16 protein-coding genes are annotated in these 20,866 nt (G+C 62.7%); 4 read left to right on the top strand and 12 right to left on the bottom strand.

Annotation, left to right across the window (positions count from 1 at the left end; all coding sequences use genetic code 11):
* The first annotated feature begins 39 nt into the window (after positions 1–39).
* The 3 genes from DEVEQU_RS15320 to DEVEQU_RS15330 all read left to right on the top strand — a co-directional run bounded on the left by DEVEQU_RS15320 (position 40) and on the right by DEVEQU_RS15330 (position 3,340).
* Positions 40–1,803 carry a pyrroloquinoline quinone-dependent dehydrogenase gene (locus DEVEQU_RS15320; RefSeq protein ID WP_126151472.1) on the top strand — a complete coding sequence of 588 codons (1,764 nt, stop codon included), beginning with the start codon at positions 40–42 and terminating at the stop codon, positions 1,801–1,803.
* An 86-nt stretch (positions 1,804–1,889) separates the two neighbouring features.
* Positions 1,890–2,735 (top strand): substrate-binding periplasmic protein, encoded by an 846-nt coding sequence (locus tag DEVEQU_RS15325; RefSeq protein ID WP_126151473.1) that lies wholly within the window; start codon positions 1,890–1,892, stop codon positions 2,733–2,735.
* The gene (locus tag DEVEQU_RS15330) at positions 2,732–3,340 is read left to right on the top strand and encodes a zinc metalloprotease (RefSeq protein WP_126151474.1); all 609 of its coding nucleotides are present in this window, start codon (positions 2,732–2,734) and stop codon (positions 3,338–3,340) included. The genes DEVEQU_RS15325 and DEVEQU_RS15330 overlap by 4 nt, the downstream gene beginning before the upstream one ends.
* Positions 3,341–3,345: 5 nt before the next feature.
* Here the strand turns inward: DEVEQU_RS15330 and DEVEQU_RS15335 are convergent, their stop codons facing one another.
* From DEVEQU_RS15335 to DEVEQU_RS15385, 11 genes are all read right to left on the bottom strand, one after another.
* Positions 3,346–4,203, bottom strand: a complete 858-nt coding sequence (locus tag DEVEQU_RS15335) for a transporter substrate-binding domain-containing protein (protein ID WP_126151475.1) — start codon at positions 4,201–4,203, stop codon at positions 3,346–3,348.
* Between the two features lie 3 nt (positions 4,204–4,206).
* Positions 4,207–5,001 (bottom strand): ABC transporter permease, encoded by a 795-nt coding sequence (locus DEVEQU_RS15340; RefSeq protein ID WP_223214249.1) that lies wholly within the window; start codon positions 4,999–5,001, stop codon positions 4,207–4,209.
* Between the two features lie 26 nt (positions 5,002–5,027).
* Positions 5,028–5,900 (bottom strand): ABC transporter ATP-binding protein, encoded by an 873-nt coding sequence (locus DEVEQU_RS15345; RefSeq protein WP_223214250.1) that lies wholly within the window; start codon positions 5,898–5,900, stop codon positions 5,028–5,030.
* Complete coding sequence (locus DEVEQU_RS15350) at positions 5,897–6,910, bottom strand: ABC transporter substrate-binding protein (protein WP_126151477.1); 1,014 nt, start codon at positions 6,908–6,910, stop codon at positions 5,897–5,899. Before DEVEQU_RS15350 ends, DEVEQU_RS15345 begins: the two co-directional genes overlap by 4 nt.
* Before the next feature lie 22 nt (positions 6,911–6,932).
* Entirely contained in the window at positions 6,933–7,685 is a 753-nt protein-coding gene (locus DEVEQU_RS15355) for an ABC transporter permease (RefSeq protein ID WP_126151478.1), read from the bottom strand.
* Positions 7,682–8,656, bottom strand: coding sequence for an ABC transporter ATP-binding protein (locus tag DEVEQU_RS15360; RefSeq protein ID WP_126151479.1), 975 nt, complete (start codon positions 8,654–8,656; stop codon positions 7,682–7,684). The genes DEVEQU_RS15355 and DEVEQU_RS15360 overlap by 4 nt, the downstream gene beginning before the upstream one ends.
* Positions 8,653–9,528 (bottom strand): DUF58 domain-containing protein, encoded by an 876-nt coding sequence (locus DEVEQU_RS15365; protein WP_126151480.1) that lies wholly within the window; start codon positions 9,526–9,528, stop codon positions 8,653–8,655. Before DEVEQU_RS15365 ends, DEVEQU_RS15360 begins: the two co-directional genes overlap by 4 nt.
* Complete coding sequence (locus DEVEQU_RS15370; protein WP_126151481.1) at positions 9,525–10,541, bottom strand: AAA family ATPase; 1,017 nt, start codon at positions 10,539–10,541, stop codon at positions 9,525–9,527. The genes DEVEQU_RS15365 and DEVEQU_RS15370 overlap by 4 nt, the downstream gene beginning before the upstream one ends.
* Positions 10,542–10,557: 16 nt before the next feature.
* Positions 10,558–14,808 (bottom strand): VWA domain-containing protein, encoded by a 4,251-nt coding sequence (locus DEVEQU_RS15375; protein ID WP_126151482.1) that lies wholly within the window; start codon positions 14,806–14,808, stop codon positions 10,558–10,560.
* Positions 14,809–16,233, bottom strand: coding sequence for a hypothetical protein (locus tag DEVEQU_RS15380; RefSeq protein ID WP_126151483.1), 1,425 nt, complete (start codon positions 16,231–16,233; stop codon positions 14,809–14,811).
* An 84-nt stretch (positions 16,234–16,317) separates the two neighbouring features.
* Positions 16,318–16,761 carry a pseudoazurin gene (locus DEVEQU_RS15385; protein WP_223214251.1) on the bottom strand — a complete coding sequence of 148 codons (444 nt, stop codon included), beginning with the start codon at positions 16,759–16,761 and terminating at the stop codon, positions 16,318–16,320.
* 633 nt (positions 16,762–17,394) lie between these two features.
* On the opposite strand from DEVEQU_RS15385, the gene DEVEQU_RS15390 reads away from it, so the two are divergent.
* A complete protein-coding gene (locus tag DEVEQU_RS15390) occupies positions 17,395–18,564 on the top strand; it encodes a GGDEF domain-containing protein (protein WP_126151484.1) in 1,170 nt (389 codons plus the stop codon).
* 7 nt (positions 18,565–18,571) lie between these two features.
* On the opposite strand, the gene DEVEQU_RS15395 is transcribed toward DEVEQU_RS15390, so the two are convergent.
* On the bottom strand, positions 18,572–20,089 hold the full coding sequence (locus DEVEQU_RS15395; RefSeq protein ID WP_126151485.1) for an ABC-F family ATP-binding cassette domain-containing protein: 1,518 nt from the start codon (positions 20,087–20,089) through the stop codon (positions 18,572–18,574).
* Between the last annotated feature and the right edge of the window lie 777 nt (positions 20,090–20,866).

Consider the following 20,866-nt stretch of genomic DNA (forward strand, 5'->3'; position numbering starts at 1 on the left):
TGCGGGTTATCCGCGCGCCTCTGCCACTGAGGGAAGAGAATGAAATCCAAAATCTCCGTGTTGCTGGCATCGGCTGCGATGCTCAGCGTGAGCACTGTCGCCTATGCGCAGGTCGATATCAGTGCGTTGCCGATGGTGACGGACGAGATCCTGGCCAATCCGGATGCCGGCGATTGGCCGTCCTATGGCCGCGATGTGATGAACTATCGCTATAGCCCGCTCGACCAGATCAACAAGGACAATGTCGGCAACCTGACCATGGTCTGGGGCCGCGCCCTGGAGCCGGGCAATCTGCAGTCCGCTCCGCTGGAGTTCGGCGGCGTAATGTTCATCGCCGCTCCTGGCGACGTGGTGCAGGCTATCGATGCAGCCACCGGCCAGCTGGTGTGGGAATATCGTCGCACGCTGCCCGACCGCGAGACACTGAACTCGCTGGGTGAGAACAAGCGCGGCATCGCGCTCTATGAAGACAAGATCTACATGGTCTCCTGGGACAACTTCATCGTTGCCCTCGACGCCAAGACCGGCCAGGTGGCCTGGGAAAGCGATCGTGGCGGTGGCGCCGACATGATCTCCAACACCACCGGTCCGATCGTGGCCGATGGCGTTGTCGTTGCCGGCTCGACCTGCCAGTTCTCGGAGTTCGGCTGCTATGTGACCGGTCACGACGCTGCTACCGGTGAAGAACTCTGGCGCAATACCTTCATTCCGAAGGCCGGCGAAGAGGGTGACGACACTTGGGGCGACTCCACCGAAGACCAGCGTTGGATGACCGGCGCCTGGGGCCAGATGACCTATGACCCGGTAACTGGCCTCGTCTTCTACGGTTCCACCGGTGCCGGCCCGGCTGCCGAATTCCAGCGCAATACCGTTGGCGGCACGCTCTATGGTTCGAACACTCGCTTCGCAGTGAAGCCGAAGACCGGCGAGATCGTATGGCGCCACCAGGTTCTGCCGCGCGACAACTGGGACCAGGAATGTACCTATGAAATGATCCCGGTCGACATCAACTCCAACCCGTCTGCGGACATGGAAGGCCTGCTGGCCCTTGGCACCGCAACCCCGGGCGAGAAGCGCGTTCTGACCGGCGTGCCGTGCAAGACCGGCGTGATGTGGCAGTTCGACGCCCAGACCGGCGAATTCATCTTCGCCCGTGACACGGTGCAGGAAAACTTGATCGAGAAGGTCGACGAGACTGGTCTTGTCACCATCAACGAAGCCGCCATCGCCACTGAAGTCGATACACCGACCTTCATGTGCCCGACCTATCTGGGTGGTCGTGACTGGCCGCCCACGGCCTTCAATCCCGAAACCAAGGTGATGTTCGTTCCGCTCAACAATATGTGCGCGAACTACACCGTTCTCGACCAGGAGCCGACCGGCCTCGACGTCTACAACACCGAGCTGGAACTGGTAATGCCTGAAGGCGTGACCAATACCGGTCGTATCGACGCAATCAATGTGGAAACCGGCAAGACCGTCTGGAGCTGGACTGACCAGACCCCGCTCTATGCGCCGATCGTTTCGACCGGTGGCGGCCTGATCTTTGTTGGTGGTACCGATCGCAAGTTCAAGGCAATCGACCAGGAAACGGGCGAAGTGCTGTGGTCGACGACCCTGCCGTCTCGCGCTACCGGGCACCCGATTTCCTATGAAGTCGATGGTCGCCAGTATATCGCGATCCCGGCCGGTGGCCCTGGCTATGCCACGCTGTTCATCGAAGCTTCGGGCACCACTGCCGACACCGTTTCGGGCAGCAACGCAGTCTATGTGTTCGCCCTGCCTGAGGCCGCTGCCAAGTAATCGGCTGAGGCTTGCATGATCGGGGCCCGGCAAAGCCAGTCTTTGCCGGGCCTCTCTTTTGGAAGGTTCGGGTGTCGGAGGTTCATATGAACCGGGTTTTTGCAATTCTTGGTCTGGTGCTGGCTGTTTCTACTGCGCCAGTGCACGCGCAGCCGGCACTCGATGTCGTGCCGCGCGACCTCTATACCGACACCTTGCGGCAGGATGGGAACAGCATCAGCTTCTGCTACAACCCCGATGGAATGATGGCCGGTTTCGAGCAGGAACTGGCACAGGCCATCGGCTCGGTACTGCTGGTGGAACCCAAGCTGGTCGCCATGACCAATCCGCGCATTCCCACCAATCCTCTGGATTATCGTCTGCCCTGGCTCGAGGATGCGCTGTTCATCCTGCTGGCCGAAAAATGCGACGTGATCATGGGTTACGTGCTGGCGACTTCGGTGCCCGACTGGATCCTGCTGACGCGCCCTTATCTTTCAACCGGCAACTTGCTGGTCACGAAACAGGAAGGGATCGCAACGATCGACGACCTGCCACTGGACCAGCGTATCGGCACCCGCAGTCTTTCGGTGTCGGACAACCGGCTGCAAAGCTTTCTCAACACAAGACCGAAGGACCAGCGATGGAAGCGCGCCACGCTCTATCATAACCAGCGCATCCTGGAGCAGCTGGAGAGTGGGGAGATCGGCGCGGCGGTGATCTGGGAGCCAGCCTTGTATTTCGCCACCGATGGCGATCCAGAGGCTGCTGGCTATCACATCCTGCCGCTGCCTTTCGTCGACCGGCGGACCGATATCGGGATGGCGACGCGATCCAACAACACCTATCTCAATTCCATTCTCGGCGACGCCATTGGCGAATTGATCAATGACGGCACACTGGCCGACCTGGTCGACCAGTTTCATCTCGGGCCGACGAGCGTGCCGCAATGAGTTTCGAACTGCCGCTGCAAATCATCATCATCCGCATCATCGGCATTTTGCTGGTGGGCATGGTGCACGGCTTGACGCTGGTCGGCATGGTCACGGCATTGGGTGACAGGGGGCCACGCCACGATGGACGGCTCACCGCCAATCCGCTGGCACATGCGGCACCGCTCGGCGTGGTCGCCGCTGTGTTCAGCATGGCTGGCTGGATCCGCCAACTCGACCTTGAGCCGAGCGAGTTGCGCCACGGCAGAGCGGGACTCGTTGTGGCGGTGCTGACAAGCCTTGCAGTGCCTGTGGTGGTGTTCCTAGTGCTGTTGCAACTGCGCGGCATTGTCGTCACGACGCTGCCGCCGTCCTATTCCAACAGCATCAACCTGGCGCTGCGCACCTTTGCGCAGATGAGCGTCGTGTTCGCCGTGGTCAATCTTATCCCGCTGCCGCCCTTTGCCGGGGGCTATCTGCTGCAGGCCGCCGCGCCCAGGCTCTATGAAGCGGTGCAGCCACGCGCCACTATCATCGCCATCGTGCTCGTGGGGCTGGCCATTATCGATCGCGGTGCGGCATTCCGAATGGTGGAGCCCACGCTGCGCGGCTTCACCGGGGGGTAGGGCACCTACTCGAGATCGGGAACCGCACCGCCGCCCATCACCCCGCCGATATCGGCAATGTCGTATTTTTGCTTGAGCGCGTCGAGACTTCCGTCGGCCTCCAATTGACCGAGGGCGGACACCAGCTTGCGCTTGAGCGTCAGGTCCCCTTTCCAAAGACCAATGCCGATCGGGTAGCGCTCCTCGACGCCGGGCGCCCAGGCGACCGACCAGTCATTAGCGCCGGCGATCTGGCGCGCCACCAATGCTTCGCTGATCCCGACATCGAAGGTGCCGTCCGAGAGGCCCTGTTCCAGCGCTTCCGCGGAATTGACGATGCGCGGACGCAGGCCCATGGCGCGCAACTGCCGGCTGAGGGCAACGCGGTCGAGGCCGCTCAAACCGGCGTAAAAGCCAATGGACTTGTCTTCGAGATTGGCCAGCGGTTCCTTTGACACGACAGCCCAGCCGGTCGAGAGGTAAGGCGCGGTGGCGTCGAGATAAGAAAGCACCGGCGTGGTCAGGGCTATGCCGCCCGCAAGCACCTGGCACTGTGCACGGGTGACGCGCCAGCTGCGTGGATTGAAATCCTTGGCCATTGCCGCATTGGGCAGCACGGTGAGGCGCAGGCCCAGCTGTTCGGCGATGAGCCCCATGAGCTCGACGTCGAAGCCCGGTTCAGCCGGGTCGGCAGTGACCAAGGGCGGATAAAGCGTCGGCATGCAGGCAGTGATGCGTCCGGCTTTTTCGACAGCCTCAAAGGAATTATCCGGCGGCAGCAGATAAACCGCGCCGAACAGCGCGCCGATGATGGCCAGAGTGCCGAGGTCGCCCAACCAGCGGGGACGTGATGGCGGTGGCTTTCTACCCTGAGGAGAGGCCATGGATCAGGCTTTCCGGAAATCGAGCAGGGCCCAGATGAAGAACCCAACGGCCATGGCGGCAAGCAGAATCGGGCCGATGGCGGGGTCGAACTGGTGGAACTGGATGAAGGTGCCGCGCATGGCGTCGACCGCATAGGTGACGGGGTTCCATTCCACCAGCGTGACCAGCCATTCCGGGTAGACCACCAGCGTTTGTGCCCGTGTCAGCGCCGGATCGAGGGGAAAAACCGAGCTGGAGAGAAAATAGAGCGGCAGGATGATGGCGTTGGAGAAGACGCCGAAACCTTCGAAGCTGCGAATGCGGGAGGCGAGCACGACGCCAAACGAGGTCAGGCCGAAGGCGAGAAGGAACATCAGGCCCAGCCCGATCAGCAGGCGATCCCAAGTGATCACCACATCGGCGAAGGCCGCAAGGACGAGCACCAGGCAGCCGTGGAACACGGCGATGGTAGTGCCACCGAGGATCTTGCCGAGGAGCGCGGCCCAGCGGGGTAGTGGGGACACCAGGACCTCGCGCAGGAAGCCGAATTCGCGGTCCCAGATCACCGACACTGCCGACTGGACGGACGTGTACATGATATTGAGGACGACAATGGCCGGGAAAATGAACTGAATATAGGTATAGGGCACCGCAAAACGCACTTCGCCGAAGACCTCGCCCCGAAAATAGGGATTGAGGCCGATGCCCATGATCAGCACCCACATCAGTGGCCGGCTGATGCCGCCGATCAGCTGGCCGCGGTCGCGCAGGGCGCGCTTCACTTCGCGCAGCCAGATCGCGTAAATTCCCCCAAGCAAGCCCAAAGGGTATCCTCCCAAGTCGTCTAGCGTCCGGTCCCGAGGTCCCGGCCATAAAAATCGGAACCGGGATCGTTCAGCACCAAGGTGCGGATGCGATCCCAGAGATAGGCACGCAATTCGATGAAGCGTTTTTCGGCACGCACGTCATAGGTCCAGCGCGGCCGCTCAAGGCCGACATCGATCACTTCGAGAATGCGACCGGGGCGTGGACCCATCAGCACGACCTGGTCGGCGAGAAGAATGGCCTCATCGACGCTGTGGGTGACGAAGAGCGCCACCGACTGGCGCGCCGACCACAGCCGCATCAGTTCCATCTGCATGAGTTCGCGCGTCTGCGCGTCGATGCTGGCAAAGGGCTCGTCCATGAGCAGGATGTCGGGTTCGACAGCCAAAGCCCGGGCCAGGGCCACGCGCTGCCGCATGCCGCCCGAGAGTTCGCTGGGATAGGCATCGGCGAAGCGGCTGAGGCCGACGAGCTCGATATAGCGATCGGCACGAGCGCGCCGCTCGGCACGGTCGGGGATGGCGTCGACGAGGGCGAATTCCACATTGCCGCGAATGGTCGACCAAGGGATGAGCCGGAAGGACTGAAAAACGAAGCCCATATTGGGGCCGGGGCGCGGCGGCGCGCCCGAGATCAATACCCTGCCGCTATCGGGAGCGAGCAGGCCATTGACGATCCGCAATACCGTCGTCTTGCCGCAGCCTGAGGGGCCGAGCAGCGAAACGAAGGCCCGGTCCGGCACGGCCAGGTTGACGTCCTTGAGGGCCACGGTGCCGGCGTTTTTCTCGCCGGCACCGAAGGTCTTGTTGACGCCCTCCAGCACGATGCGTGCAGGCGCCGTCGCCGGAGCGCTGGTCATGGCATGGCTGGTGGGGGCGACGGGATAGTTCATCTTGTCGCCGGATCCATGGCGTCGTCAGTGCCGAGTTCAGCCAGCACTTCGTCCACCGGCGAGAAATCGACCCACTCACTGAGCTCGACCGGACGCGCCGAGGCGAAATCTTCGCCCGTATAGAGTGCAGTCACGGTAGCATCGAGGTCGACCTTGGACAGGCCGCCATTGACGCTCCAGCTCTTGGCAAAGCTCTGGCCAAGCTGTTCGAGGGTCGCCTTGTCGGCCGAGGGCAGGGCCTGTTCCATCGCTGCAACCCAAACTGCGGGATCGGCGGCATAGTCGCGCGAGGCCTTGATCAGGGCGGTGATGACCTTCTTGACGTCGTCACGGCGCTCATCGAGCACTTTCTGGGTGACGATGTTGACCTTGCTGACCTGGGGTGCGGCTGCATAGTAGGCGTCCTGGTCAATCAGGACATGCAGCCCGGTCTTGTCGGGAATGGAGCTCCAGACACCGATGGAAATGGTGGTGGCATCAACCTGCCCGGCGACGAGAGCCTGGGCGCGGACATTGGGCTGGCCCAGCGCCACGAACTCCACCGCGTCGGTATCGACGCCATTGGCGGCCATGACGCGGGTGCTCAGCGACTGATCGAGGCTGCCGGGACGGCCGATGCCGAAGCTCTTGCCGGCGAGATCGGCGGGCGTTGCGATGGCGTCCTTGGAGGCGATCAGGAAGGGCAGGGACTTGTTCGGCGAGACTACGGCGCGCAGGTCATTGGCGCCGCCGGCGACCAGCAGGAGCAGGGCATCGACGCCAATATTGGCCATTTCGCCTTCGCCGGCCTGCAGAGCCGCGAGGGCCGATGGGGTCTGCTGCACACGCACCAGCTCTACCTCGACGCCTTCGCGTTCGAAATAGCCCTGCTGCAGGGCCAGATCCATGACTGAGTTGGGCACCAAAGGCGTTTCGAGATCGGTGACGATCAGCCGAAATGGATCGGCCTGGGCGGGAAGAACGGTGAGCAGCAGCGCGGCTGCGAGGGTCGTAAGCAGTTTGGCCTTCATGAGGCACCTCCTAGAAAAAACGTTACAGAACTGCATCGCTGCGGCGCCAGCGGCCGAGGCGAAGTTCCAGAAATCTCAGGGCTTCGGTAATGATGACGCCGATCAGCGCCAGCGTCAGTACGATGACGAAATACTCGGCCATGCGGAAGGTATTGCCATAGATGGCGAGCAGACCGCCGAGGCCTTTGACGGCCGTGTAGAGTTCGGCCACGACCGTGTTGATCAAGCCGATGGTTGCGCCAACCCGCAGGCCCACGAGAATGAAGGGGACGGCGCCGGGGAGGACGATGCTGGCGAAAATGCGCCGGCGTGGGGCGCCCACCGAGCGGGCCATCTCGATCAGCTCCTGGTCGGAGTTGAGCGCACCGGCATAGGTGTTGATGAGAATGGGCATTACTGCGCCCAGAAAGATGATGAGGATTTTTGCCTGGGGCCCGAGGCCGAGGAAGACGATGATGAGTGGAATGAAGGCGACACGCGGCGTGGCCGAGAGCGCGTAGACGAAGACTTCCAGCGTCTTGCCCAAAGGGCGTAGCGTGCCCATGAGAATGCCGATGGGAATGCCCACGATGATGGCGGCGCCATAGCCACCGAGATAGATGCTGATGCTATCCACCAGAGCGCTGCCCAGCCGGCCTTCGGCAATCAATTGCCGCGCTGCCAGGGCAGTGGCCCAAGGCGATGGGACGAGATTGCGCTCGACCTGCGTGGAGGCGAGCCACCAGAGCGCGATCAGTCCGGCCAGGAAGATGAGCCGATAGAGGGCAATCCTCATGAGCGCCGACCCTTCCGCCCGGCGCGCTTTTCGCCGTCGCTGGCGCCGCGGTCGCGCAGTTCGCGCCCCGTGAGGGTTAAGAACACGCTTTCGAGACTGGGCATGTCGAATGACACTTGGCGGATGCGGGTGCCATATTCGGCCAGAAACTGGTCGGCGAAGCCGGGCGTGCCGGCGTCGATGACGATGCTGCCATCCTTGCCGGTCTGTAGGGCATTGTAACGGGTGCGCAATTCATCGCCGATTGCCGCATCACGGGGGACAACGCGAGCCGTCTCCTTGCCGTATTGCTGCTTGAGATCGAGCGGCGAGCCCTCGGCGATGATCTTGCCGTGGTCGATGATCGAGACCTTGTCGCAGGCCTCGACCTCCTCGATGTAGTGGGTGGTTACCACGATGGTGAGATCGCGCTGGGTGCGCAGTTTGTCGAGATAGGACCAGATGCCGGCGCGCGATTGCGCGTCGAGGCCGACAGTGGGTTCGTCCAGGAACAGGATTTTCGGTTTATGCAGCAGTGCCCGGGCGATTTCGAGCCGGCGCTTCATTCCGGAAGAGAAGGTGCGGGTAGCCGCGTGTCGCCAGTCTTCGAGTTCTACCAGGGAGAGCAGCTCGTCGATCCCTGCCTTCCGGTCCGCCGCCTTCATGGCGTAGACGCGGCCATGGAAATCGAGGTTTTCGTAAGCGGTGAGCCGATCGTCCAGGCTGGGTTCCTGAAACACCACGCCGATATTCTTGCGAGCCTGCAGCGGGTGGCGTCGCAGATCGGTGCCGGCGATGAACGCCGTGCCGGAGTCGGCGGCCAGAATGGTGCAGAGAATGTGGATCAGCGTGGTTTTGCCGGCGCCGTTGGGGCCGAGCAGGGCGAACATGGTGTTGCTGGGTACGGTGAGATCGACCGCGTCGAGCGCAGTCATGCGACCATAGTGCTTGGTGAGTCCGTTGACGGCTATGGCGGGGTTGGTTTGGGTCATAGCAGCACTCCCGCAGCGCGCAGATCGCGCAGAAAGAAACGGGTGATATCGGCGGACGAGGAGAGTGAAAAGAACCGCCCGCCGCGGCTGACAAGGCGTTGGCGCAGATTGGCCTTGAAGGTTTCGAGGGTCGCGCGATAGTCCGCGATCACGGCTTCATCGATCACGGTTTCCACCTCATCGCCGGTCTCCTCGTCTACCAGCAGCACGCTGCCATTGCCCAGCGCGGTGGGATCAATCTCCTCCGGCGCCGCGACCTGAATGCCCACGACCTCGTGGCCCTGGCCGTCCAGCATATCTAGCGCCCGTTGCATGCGCTCGTCCCACCAGTCGCTGACCACGACGACATAAGCCGCCTGTCCCATATCGCGCAGTGCTGTCTCGATGTCCTGTCCGAAATCGCTGCGTCCACCGGGCGTGAGCTTTGCAAACCAGTCAAAGAGGATTTGCGCACGTGCGCCGCCCTGCAGCGGCTGCGACCAGCGGAACCCGCCATCGCCGGATACACCGACACGGACGCGGTCGCCCGCCGCCAACCCGACAAAGGCGGCGAGCTGCGCGATCTCAGCGGCGATGGCGAATTTCTGTGGACTGCCCGCCAGCATGGACCTTGTGCCGTCGAGCAGGATGAAAACCGGCAATTGCCGATCGACGAAATATTGGCGGATATAGGATTCGCCCAGCCGCGCCATGACGCGGGGATCGAGATGGCGCACGTCGTCGCCGGGGCGATAGGGGCGATGCTCGGCAAATTCGAGGCCCACGCCCTTGGTGGCGGAGCGGCGTTCGCCGATACCGACCGATGGGGCCGCGCGGGTCATGACGAAGCGGGCCGTGGACAGCTGTTCGAGCAAGGCGGGCGAGGGGCTCACAACACCCCCTTGATGCTGGCATCGAGCAGTCTACCGAGCAGCGTTTCGAGCGACACGCCATCGGCGCGACCTTCGAAATTGAGATGAACGCGGTGGCGCGTGGTGGCGAGCAACATGGCCCTGATGTCGTCGAAGCTGACATTGAAGCGACCATTGAGCAGGGCGTGGCCCTTGGCGGCCAGCACCAGCGCCTGCGCGCCGCGCGGGCTCAGACCAAAACGCAGATAACGCTTCACATCGGCGCTGGCATTGGCACCGACCGGATGGGTTGAGATGGCAAAATTGGCGATGGCCCGGCGCACATGGTCTGCCATGGGCACGCTGCGCACCAAGGCCTGAATGGCCAAAATATCAGCCGGCGTCAGGAATTGCTGAACGGTGGTGGAGACGCTGCCCGTCGTGCTGTCGAGAATGGCGGCGAGCGTTTCGGCCGTCGGCAGGGGCACGTCGAGCTGGAGCAGAAAGCGGTCGATCTGGGCTTCGGGCAGAATGTAGGTGCCGTCCATTTCGAGCGGGTTTTGCGTGGCCAGGACGAAGAAGGGCTCTGGTAGCGGCATGGTCTGGCCCGCGGCGCTGACGGTACGCTCCTGCATGGCTTCGAGCAGGGCAGATTGGGTGCGCGGGGTAGCGCGATTGATTTCGTCAGCCAGCAGCAACTGGGTGAAGATGGCGCCACGCTGGAATTCCAGGGTGTTGCGGCCATTGGTGTCGGGGACCAGTACCATGGAGCCGGTGATATCGGCGGGCATCAGGTCGGGGGTGAACTGCACGCGGGCAAAGGACAGGCCTGTCGCCGTGGCGAGGGTGCGCACAAGCAGCGTTTTGCCGACGCCCGGCGGGCCCTCGAGCAGGACGTGGCCGCCGGCGATGAGCCCAATAAGAAGGTCTTCGACGATGCGCTCCTGGCCCAGAACCGTCCGGCCGATTTCCGCCTGGGCGGCGCGCAGCGCGGTGAGCAGGCGGTTCATTTCGGCATCGGCCATCTGCTCGGCGGTGGCGGCATTTGCGGACATGGTGCTGTTCCCTGAACTAGGCATGCGCGGCTTCCTCGACATTGGAGCGAGATTGCTCCGAAGCCGCCGGCGGCGAGATTGATGTTGATTTTTGACGCGGGGCGAAAAGGCGGGTGTAGCGGACACAGAGTGCCGCCATGAAGAGCAGGATGGCCAGCCCCAGCCAGAGCGGGCTGGCAGGCCGCATGACCCAGCGATCCGGAACGTCACGGCGCATTGGCGTGGCCAGGTCGGTTCTTCCACCGGACAGTTGCGTCAGATGCTGGATGGCGCGGTCTGGTGGCAGCATACCCAGGGCGGCGGGATAGTTCATCGCGAGGCCAGATGTCGCCATGACGTCGCCCGCCTTGGCCTCGAAGCGATAGGTGCCGGCTGTTTGTGGATAGAAGACGGCGCGGTATTTTTCCGCGCCGATGGCGTCAAGCGGCAGGTTGGCGAGCAAGGTATCGCCCTCGAACACGGCAAGGCTCGGTGCGCCTAATTCCGCATCGCGCAGCGTCAGATTGACGACGATGCCGTCGCCACGGCGAACGAGATCGAGCACGAGATCGCCGCGCTCAACGCCGGGCAGGAACTGCCGCACGACCTGGGCCCAGAACGGGGCATAGCTTTCGAGCGATTGCCAGCGAGAGGACCAGGGCCCGACGGCCTCGGTGGTCAGCGCCAACACCTGGCCGGCGCCAAAGCGCCAGGACGCCAGCAAGGGCATGGGTTCGCCCTTGTTGTCGGGCACGACCACGGACAATTGTGCTTCGGGCTTGGCCGTCGTCAGCACAAAGCCATCGATGGTGGGCATGGTCGGCGGCAGGCCGCGCAGGAACGGTTCGGTGCGGCTGGCCCAGAGTGGCTGCGTGGTACCGGTCTCGATGGGCGAACCGGAGAGCAGCATCGCCTCTTGCGAGAGAATGGAGGGCAGGGCGGCGAAATCATTGGTGGCATGGAAGGTGCCGCCACCCAGCCGGGCGATCTGTTCGATCAGCCCGCGTTCGGCGCCTTCGCCGATCGAGACCGTGGACACGGTGATGCCTGAGCCGCGGATCTGGTTGAGCAGGCCGGCGAAATCAGCGGGTTGGCTCAAGCCGTCGGTCATGACGATGATGTGGCGGGCGGGTGTATCGACATTGCCTAGCATGTCATAGGCGGCCTCGAGCCCGGGATAGACTGAGGTGCCGCCACCTGGGTCCACGCCGCTCAGGGCGGTGGAGACGACGTTGGGGTCAGAAATGCGCGATAGCGGCAGGACGGTGATCGGTTCGGAATCGAAGACGATAATGCCCACCTGGCTGTTGCGGTTGAGCAGCCGAACGGCGGCAAGCGTCGCCTGCTTGGCCACGTCGAGACGCGTGCCATTGCCCACCGGCTGCTGCATGCTGCCGGAGCGGTCGAGGACGAAGACCAGTGTCGCCTCTGGCGCATCGCGCGGCACGCGGCTTGAGAGAGGCGATGCATCGTCGAGAGGCGTTTGCAGATAGCCGCCAGGGCCAAAACTGTTGGGGCCGCCCAGCATCAACAGGCCCATGCCCTGCTCGGCGACAGCTTGGGTCAGTTGCTCCTGCTGCAAGGTGGTCAAGGCAATGGCGGGGAGATCGATCAGCACGGCGCCGTCATATCGCGCCCAGTCCTCTTGCTTATAGGGTACGCGCTTGGGTTCGATGGCCGTGCCGGTAATGCCTTGGCCACCGAGCCAGGCAATGAACTGGGACGCGCGGGCTGGGTCCGTGGCGATAACTGCGACGTCGCCAGCATCGCCGACATCGATGACGCGGGTTAGGCTGTTATTCGCAGGTGTGTCGTCGGCTGCACTGGTCACGCTCAGCGTGTAGGTGGCCGGGCCGGCGGCGAGGTCGGTCAAGATGGTCTCGACGCGGTTGTCACCGGGCTGCAACGCCACCTGTTGATCGACGAGCACCGCGCCGTCGCGCTCGAAGCGCAGATGCGCTGGCGCAGCGTCGCGGGCGTGGACAATGCCGACGAGTTGCACAGTATCCCCCACGAAAACCGGCTCAGGCGCTTCGAGGGCCGATACGAGTACAGCGTCTTCGACGAAGGGCGGGGCTATGACGTCGAGGACGATGTCGTTGTCCCGCAAGGTATCGCTGATAGCCTGGAACGCGTCATCGTCTGTAGCTGTTTGGCCGGTGACCACGATATGGCCCGGCTCGCCCCATGGAACGCTTGCGGCGGCCAAGGCAATAGCATTGGCCAAGGGGCCGATGCGCTCTGGCATTTCTGTGGCATCCATGGCGATCACCGGCCCGGCGGCGATGAGCCGATCCACCATATCAGCGTCGGGTGCGCTGCCGGCCGAGGCCAATTGCACCAGGTATTCACCGGCCTGGCGCCAGGGCAGGGGAGCGTTGACCAACGCAGCCATGGCCAGCGCCAAAGTTGCGACATGGAGGCCAAGGGCTATGCGTCGGCGCTGGCTCAAGGGATTGCTCGACCGCAGGCCCTCGCGCTGCAGGAACCGTTCGGCGCCGCGCCCTGACACGATGGCCTCGGCAATCAGGGCGGCTATGGCGAGGCCAATAAAGAAGGACCAGAGCGGCAGCGGGAAGCTGGCGGGTTCATCGAATGTAGCGATGCTGTCCACGCCAGGAGGCACAATGTCGGGGTTGACGGCGATCAGCTTGGCGAGGCCGTTGCGTTCGACCTGGTACAGACCGGCGACCGTCGGAACCCAGCCGGCCGGAAGCATTTTGGCGGAGGCCTGGGCATCGCCACCCAAAAGCGTCAGAGTGCCGCCCTCGAGCCGTCGGTCGAGCGCACAGCGGGCACCCGCAACGCAGCTCGGCTGCAAGACGGGTTGGGGCGCGATGCCAAGCCAATCGACCAGATTGGCGGTGAAAATCGGCAAAGACGGCTGTTGCGGCCAGTTGGATTGGCGCGGATCAAAGGCCAAGGCGATGCTGCGCCCGAACGGGGTTCGATCCGTGGTGATGAGCGGCGCATCGCCAGTCCGCAAAAGAATTTCCGCCGTCTCAGTGACCGGCAGGACGACGCTGCCACCGGTGTCGATGCCGGTCCACGTCACGCCGCGCATCAGCGGATGGGCGTCGATGGCGCTGGTCGGCGGCAGGGAAGAACCCGTCGCCAGCGTTTCACCGTCGATGCCGGCATTGCCGATCCAGAGCGTATTGGTCTCCGGCTGACGATCGACAAAGCTGCCATCGACGACCACAAGCCCATAGGCGCTGACATCGTTCGGCAGGCGAGGGGCCTGAAAGATCTGCGTACCCTCGATGGCGCGGAAAGCCGAGAGCAGGGGCTGGTTGCCGGCGCCGACATAGAGCACGTCGAGTGGTTTGGGCTGTGCCCCGATGACGAAGCGCGCGGCATTGTCATAGGCGTTGCCGTCGTCAGCCAGGGTGGCACTGACGATCCCCGCGCCCGGCAATTCCAGCGTCACCGAAAAGGTGCGGTAGCGGACGGCGTCGTCTGGCTCATTGGGCGTGGCGATGGTCCGCCGCGTCCATTCCAACGGTTGCTCGTCGCCGCGTGTCGCAAAGCCGACGATCATTTCGGCCGCGGCCTGGCCCGGATCGAGCCGCACGGTACCAGACAGGGTCCAGCGATTGGCGACCTTGGTGGAGGCTTCCAGCGTGGCTGAAATAGCAGCATTGGGAAATTGCGAGGCGACGATGACCGGCTCGACTGAGATCTCGGCCCGGCCGAAATCCGGCGTCACCGCGTGATCGGAGTAGATGACGATCCGGGTCTTTTCGTTTGGACGGATGATTGGGGCCAAGGCGGCCTTCAGGCGCGACCAATCGGCATGACCATGCTCGGCGGCGAGGCTGCCCACGGCATCCGCCATTGCCGACCCAGTCAGGGCCTGGTCGATAGCCACGGGTGTGACATCGGCGCCAACCGCGACAAGCGATTGCCGGCCTGCGCCAGCTGCCCCGGTGATGTGATCGCGCAAATCGGCCTTGACCTCATCGAGCAGGCTGCCCGCGCCTGCCTGTGCCTGCATGGCGCCGGAACGGTCGACGACGAAAATCCAGTGATCGACCGGTGGGCCGCGGTTCCAGAGGGGCTGCGACAGCGCCATCACCATCGCCAGCAGTGCAAGTAGTTGCAGCGCCAGGGACCAACTGGGGTTCGGCCATTGCCAAGTGCGGTTGCGTCGCACCTGGCCGGCCTGCAATTGCCGCCAGATCACCAGGCTCGGCACATTCAGCGTGCGCCGCCGCCTGATATGGAATGCCAGGATCACCAGTGCCAGCAAACCGGACAACAAAGCGAGGGGGGCGAGGAACTGCATCTACTGCTCCCCGCTCTTCACTGGACGGTTGAAATAGCGCGATACCACCACGCTAGCTTCGGGCGTGATCGCCTGGCGGGTGACGATCTGCGCCATCTGCCGGCTCCAATCGGCGCCCTGCAAACCGTCGAACGTCGCCGTTTGGCTGGGGTCGGCGCTCGTGGGCATATGCATGCGAATACGACTGCCTTCGCCCACCTGGTCGGCGGCGATCGACATCGACTGCGTCGGATCGGCCATGGTTTCGAGAAACTGGCTATTATCGGCGAGGGCCTGCGAGCCGCCGCCGGCGATATTGCTTTCCCCCTTGCCCGATTGTGCGGCAGCGCCGACGGGCAGGGAGCCTGCACTGGCAAAGGCCTCGTCTTCCATGGGCCGTGCCAAAGTGTCGCCGCCGCCCAGGCTTTCGCTTTGCAACTGGCCCTCGCGGTCAGCGACTGCGTTTTCATTCGGAGCACTATTGCCTGCCGGTTGGGGCGCTGCGCTGGCAGAAAGGCGATCCTCGGGCAAGGTGTACATGTCGGAGGACGTCACCTTAGGGCCATCGCCGCGCATTTCCGCCAATCTGGCGCGCTCCTCGGCCGCCTTCTGGCGCGCTGTGCTGAAGGCGAGCGCATTCTGGACCACGCCTGCCGGCTGTTCGCCCGGCCCGTTCATCCACTCCGGCATTTTTCCCTGATAGCCCGCGGCAGCGTGATCGAGGAGCGCCTGCAATTCGGTTTCGAGTTCAGCCTGGGTCGCGCCGTTCCGCGCCTTTTCCGCCAGCGATTTGACGGAGTTGGCCAAGGCGGCCAGGTAGTCGCTGTTGCGCCGTTCAGCGTCTTCGGCGACCAGCTCGGCCAAGACGTCGAGCGCGTCGGCCGTGATCTCAGCGCCTGTATCGGGAGCGTCGATCGCTTGCGGCGTTTCGAGCGATACCTGGACGTTACCGGCGATGAGACCGAAGGCGAGGACGGTACCGCAGATCGCCAGCAGCAGGGCTGCCAGGCTGAGGCCCAGCGGCCGCGTCACCAGTGGCACGGCGCGTTTGACATCGATGTTCTGCGCTACACGACCGGCATTGACCAGCAACGAGCGCACAATAGGACTGTCAACGGCAGACCCAGCGGCAGCAGTGGCCGAAGACAATTGTTCAGCGAGGCCAAGCCGATGGTCTATGCGCCGCGCGACGATGTCGGGGCGTGTGGTCCGGGCAAGCGCAACCATGCCGATGGCCAAAAGGCTCAACGACAGGCCGCCGGCAATCAGCCAGCCAGCCTGGGGCCAATTCGGCCCCATGACGAAAATTGCTCCTCCCAGAGCTGCCACGCCAATCGCCAAAGCGGTGATCGACACTGGCAGCAGACGCGCCACGCTGGCGCGATGCCCGACCGCAGTCAGAACCCTGGAGATCTGACCTGCGTCAGATGCGCTTTGCCCAGACATCCCCCATGCTCCGCTCGCGAAGCCTGCTCCATGTGATCGTCTCGATGCGACCTTGCAAAAGAACAGGCTCCGCTGGCGATGGTCTTACTGGCCAACCATGGCTGCGAGTTCAGCAAAGGCGTCCTTGACCTTGGCAGGACCGCGCGCATTGACGATGGCATCGAGATTGGCGGGATCTTCGCCCACGACGATCAGCCCGACCATGGCCATGGCGAAGTGCGGGGCGCATTTGTAGCCATAGGCACCCGGCACGTCGAAGGTGACGCTGAATTCCTCGTTGATCTTGCCCTTGAACTGGTTGCCGCCCTCGGGGAACATGTCCTTGATGGTCTCGGCGTTGTGGCCCTTGTCTGTGGGGATGAACTTGACCGTGTCACCCACAGCGATCTGCAGGAAGTGCGGCTCGAACACCATGGTTTTCCCATCGGCGCCCTTGTTGAGCATGTGAACTTCATATTCGGCGGCGGAAATAGACAGTGTGGACGCCAAAACCAGCGACGCGGCAATCAGAATCTTATGGAATTTCAATTATTTGCTCCAAGACTGTTGGACAGGCGTGCTTGGGGCAGCCGCCTGGCGGGGTTAAACTTCCGGTGCTTGCAAGGAGCCGTAACCAGCTCCAAACACTCGTTATTTGAGAAATCCTCCAACTGTTATGTTAGGCCGGGGCGGGAAGGCTATCAATATGGGTCGGGTGAAAATTGTTCAAAAAAGCGACGCTCAAAGTCGGGCGCGCTCATTGCGCTAGAACCCGACGATTTCGGGCACATCAGTGGGGCGGACTTGCGTGCGAAGCGACCGGAGCCAGCGATGTGGCGACTGCGCATACCTTGATGGGGCAAACCAGGAGTGGCCGTGAGGGTTTCGGGGACGACAATTGTCCAACACAGAGAGGCGCGTGGCAAAATGGGAGGCAACAATGGCGCGGCGGCTGTGTGTGGGGGGTAGCGCTCAAGCGTAATTCGCATAATATATATTATGGAACTTTTATTGATGCGAAATGTGGGTTTTGATGGCTGTTCGGCGTCTGGTTCCGCCATAAATGGCTGCGCACGGTAGAAAACGCGCGGAATGGCGCGATGCGATTAACGTCGCGGTTATCTGTGCATCTTTATCATCCGGGCGCGCATAAAGGCGCATGTCGGCAGGAAAATTCGCGCCATGGTTCAGCAGTTCTTTGCCGTCATGAACCCCTTGCTCTCGTTGCTATTGGCAGGAGCTTTCGCCACCCTGGCATTGCGCTGGACGTCACAACGTCATCTGGGGCTGATTTCGGTGGCGTTCGCGCTGACATCCATTGCCTTTTGGGCAACGGCCTATGGTATCGGCCCCAATGCCGACTTTTCGCGTTACGTTGCCAATGTCGGATTTTTCAGCGCGGTAACGCTGGCTTGCGTGTGCACCATCATGCGCGCCGGGCTCAGAGTGCCGGTGCCGATGTATATAGTATTGGTGGCACTCACGGTTGCGGGATTTGCCTGGTTCGAGGTGGTGATGCCCTCAACGCTCGGGCGCATCTACGTGATGGCGATCGGCTTCAATGCCATTTCCCTCGTTACCTTGGTGCATTTGCGGCGCAAGCCGAACTGGGCGCTGGCCGACTACATGATCGCGGCGGCGGTGTGCTTCGGAATGCTGCTCTCGATCGTCCGGCCGATCCTGGCGCATCTGCACGTCCTCGATATCGGCGCCGAGGGCACGTTTCTGCAATCGACCTATTGGGCCACCGTCGTTGCCTTCACGCCCATTCTTTCGGTTGGCGTCGGCTTCGTGTTTCTTGCGGCCATTGCGCTCGATATCTACGAGCAGGTCAAGACTGAGGCCAACCACGATTATCTAACCGGATTGCTGAATCGGCGCGGGTTCGAAACCTTGGTGGAAAGCGATCTCACAACGGCAAAGAAGCCGGCACTGCTGATCGCCGATATCGACGACTTCAAGAAGGTCAACGACACCTATGGGCACCAGACCGGCGACGCCGTCATCCGGCACGTGGCCGAGATTTTGGCGCACCATGGCCAGGCGCTGTATGCGGCACGCATCGGTGGCGAGGAGTTTGCCCTTTATTATAGCGACATGGAGCGGCCGCCGCTGCGCGCAATCGCCGATGATATTCGCTTGGCCCTGGCGCAATCTGATGGCTCGGGCCCGCCAGTGGAGAAAATGGTGACGCTCAGCATTGGCCTGCATTGGCGCGATACCGGCGAAGGGCTGGCGCAGATGCTACACCGCGCCGATCAGGCGCTGTATCGCGCCAAGCGCGCCGGCAAGGATCGCGTTGAAAACAGCGCGATCCAGTTGCATTCCATCCGGCCTCAAGCGCGGGCCTGACCTCGAGCTACGCGTCAGCCGCCATCTGTGCCAGGAACGGCTCCGGGCTATCCACTTCGACCAGTTTTTTGCCATCGATCATGAGGTAGCGGGTCGCCACCGCACGCAGGAAGGCCCGATCGTGGGAGACGAGAAGGCAGGTGGCCCCCTGCCCGCAGATATCGGCTTCGAGTTGCTCCTGTCCGGCGATATCGAGGTGATTGGTCGGCTCGTCCAGAAGATAGAAATTCGGCTCTGCCAGGCGCAGGGCCAGGAGCGCCACACGCGCCCGCTGGCCCAGTGACAACGTCCGGATCGGCCTGGTCTGGCGATCCGGAGCGAAGCCGGCGCCGGCCAACAGGGCGACGGTGCGCCGATCACCTTCGTCGAAGCGATGTAAGAGGTAATCGAGCGGTGACGGATCGAGCGGTAGCCAGCTCAGGTCCTGGTCGAGATAGCCGGGTGCAATCTGGGGGCTGAGCCGCATGCCTGGCGGCACATCGCCGCCCAGGGCCCTGGATACCAGCCGCATGAATTGTGACTTGCCGGTGCCGTTGCGACCGAGCAGCGCGATGCGGTCGCCTTGGAAGACATGCAGTTTGGCGATGGTAAAGAGCGCCCGCGCATCGGGCGTACTGACTGGAACGGCCTCGAACGCCATCATCACACGCGCATCGGCGCCACTATTGCCGAGTTTGACGAGACCGGTGCGCTCCTTGTGCTCCGACTGGACCTGACCTTCGATCTTCTCTGCCCGTTCCCGCAATTGTTTGGATTTGACCGTCAGCAGATCGCTACCCGAATTGATGCCGATATTGGTGAGCTTGGCCGCTTGCTTGCGCAGTTGCGACACCTGCTTGAGGTCGCGCTCTCGTTGCGCTTCGGCAGCAGCATCGACGCGATCGAGCTCCTGGCGGGCGGCCGAATAGGCCAGCGGCAGATAGACCTGCTCGCTGGGGCGCAGAAACAAAGTGCGGTTGGTGGTGGCGTCGAGAAAGGCGCGGTCGTGGCTAGCAATGACCACTGGCATAGTGCGAGTGGCGTAGTCCATCCAGGTCTCGAGCGCCAGGATGCGGCCGACATCAAGATGATTGGTGGGCTCATCGAGGAGGAGTATGTCGGGCTGCCCCACCCAGCCGCGCGCGAGCAAAGCCATGCGCTGCCAGCCGCCGCTCAATTGTCCAAGCGGCAGAGATCGTAGATGTTCGGGTATGGCAAATTCTTCCAGCACCATGTCGACGCGCCAGAATTCGTCCTGTTCGGTGGCTGCACCGAGGCCCTGGGTGATGAAGTCGCGCGCGGAAAGTGCGAGGCTCGCGGCCGGCACTTCCTGGGGGACATAGCCGATGGCCAGGCCGCGCGAGCGCGTCATCTCGCCATCGGAAAGCTCGACAAGGCCAGCCATGGCGCGCAGCAGTGTGGATTTGCCTCGACCATTGGCGGCGACGAGACCGATGCGGTCGGCATCGCCGATCACCAGGTTGAGATTGGAAAACAGGGTTTCGCCAGCACGGTGGCCAGCGTTGCGAAGGCTGATGGTTGCCATTGCTTAGTCTTTCTGGATCGGCGCGTCACGCAGACAGGCGCCATTGCCAAACTCTCAGCGGCTTGATTGACAAGCCGCCATGAAGGGCAAACCAGAAGGTGTTGGAACGTCTATCGTGCCGAACCAGTCCCGGTCAGCCCTGCAGCATCTGCCGCAGGGCATAAACGGGTCCGCGCTGACGATGCGTGTGAAATACAGTCATGCAGCCCTCCCCCGTTCGCGTTGTGGACACGCACATGACTAGCTGCGCTGCCGAAGCAACGCAAGCCAGTTCATGCGAGAAAGAAGACAAGGCTTACCCCGAAAAGCGTGCCCAAACGGGACACGCGGAGATTGGCCAGCCGGTACGCAATACTGAAAATTCCGGCTTCCGGCCAATGACCGAGGGGTGATGAACCGATACCTTTCGGTGGATACGCAATACTCGTCGGATCGGCTCGCATACGGCAACTCCAGACAAAAACCGTATGTCCATCTTTCTATCAGGGTGCACTTAAGAAAGTGCTTTCAAGAAGCAAACGAGGCGTAAACCGAACGCCTTGTTTTGGGACTCAAAGTGTATCGATCCGGGGACCGGACCACGCACCCGCATGAATTCAGCGACTCGGTTTGTGCTCTCGCCGCCTCATGCGCTACGCAGCTGCAACTGAAGGTCCCTCCCCTTCAGGTCAAACGTTCGTCTACCGTTCTGCTTGACGGCGCGGAGGCTTGCGCGGCTGTGGGAATTGCGGACAAGCGTCGAGTGCCCGGAAATGGCTGGGTTATGCTAGGAATCGG

Source organism: Devosia equisanguinis (assembly GCF_900631955.1).
In the GTDB taxonomy this organism is placed as follows: Bacteria; Pseudomonadota; Alphaproteobacteria; order Rhizobiales; family Devosiaceae; genus Devosia; species Devosia equisanguinis.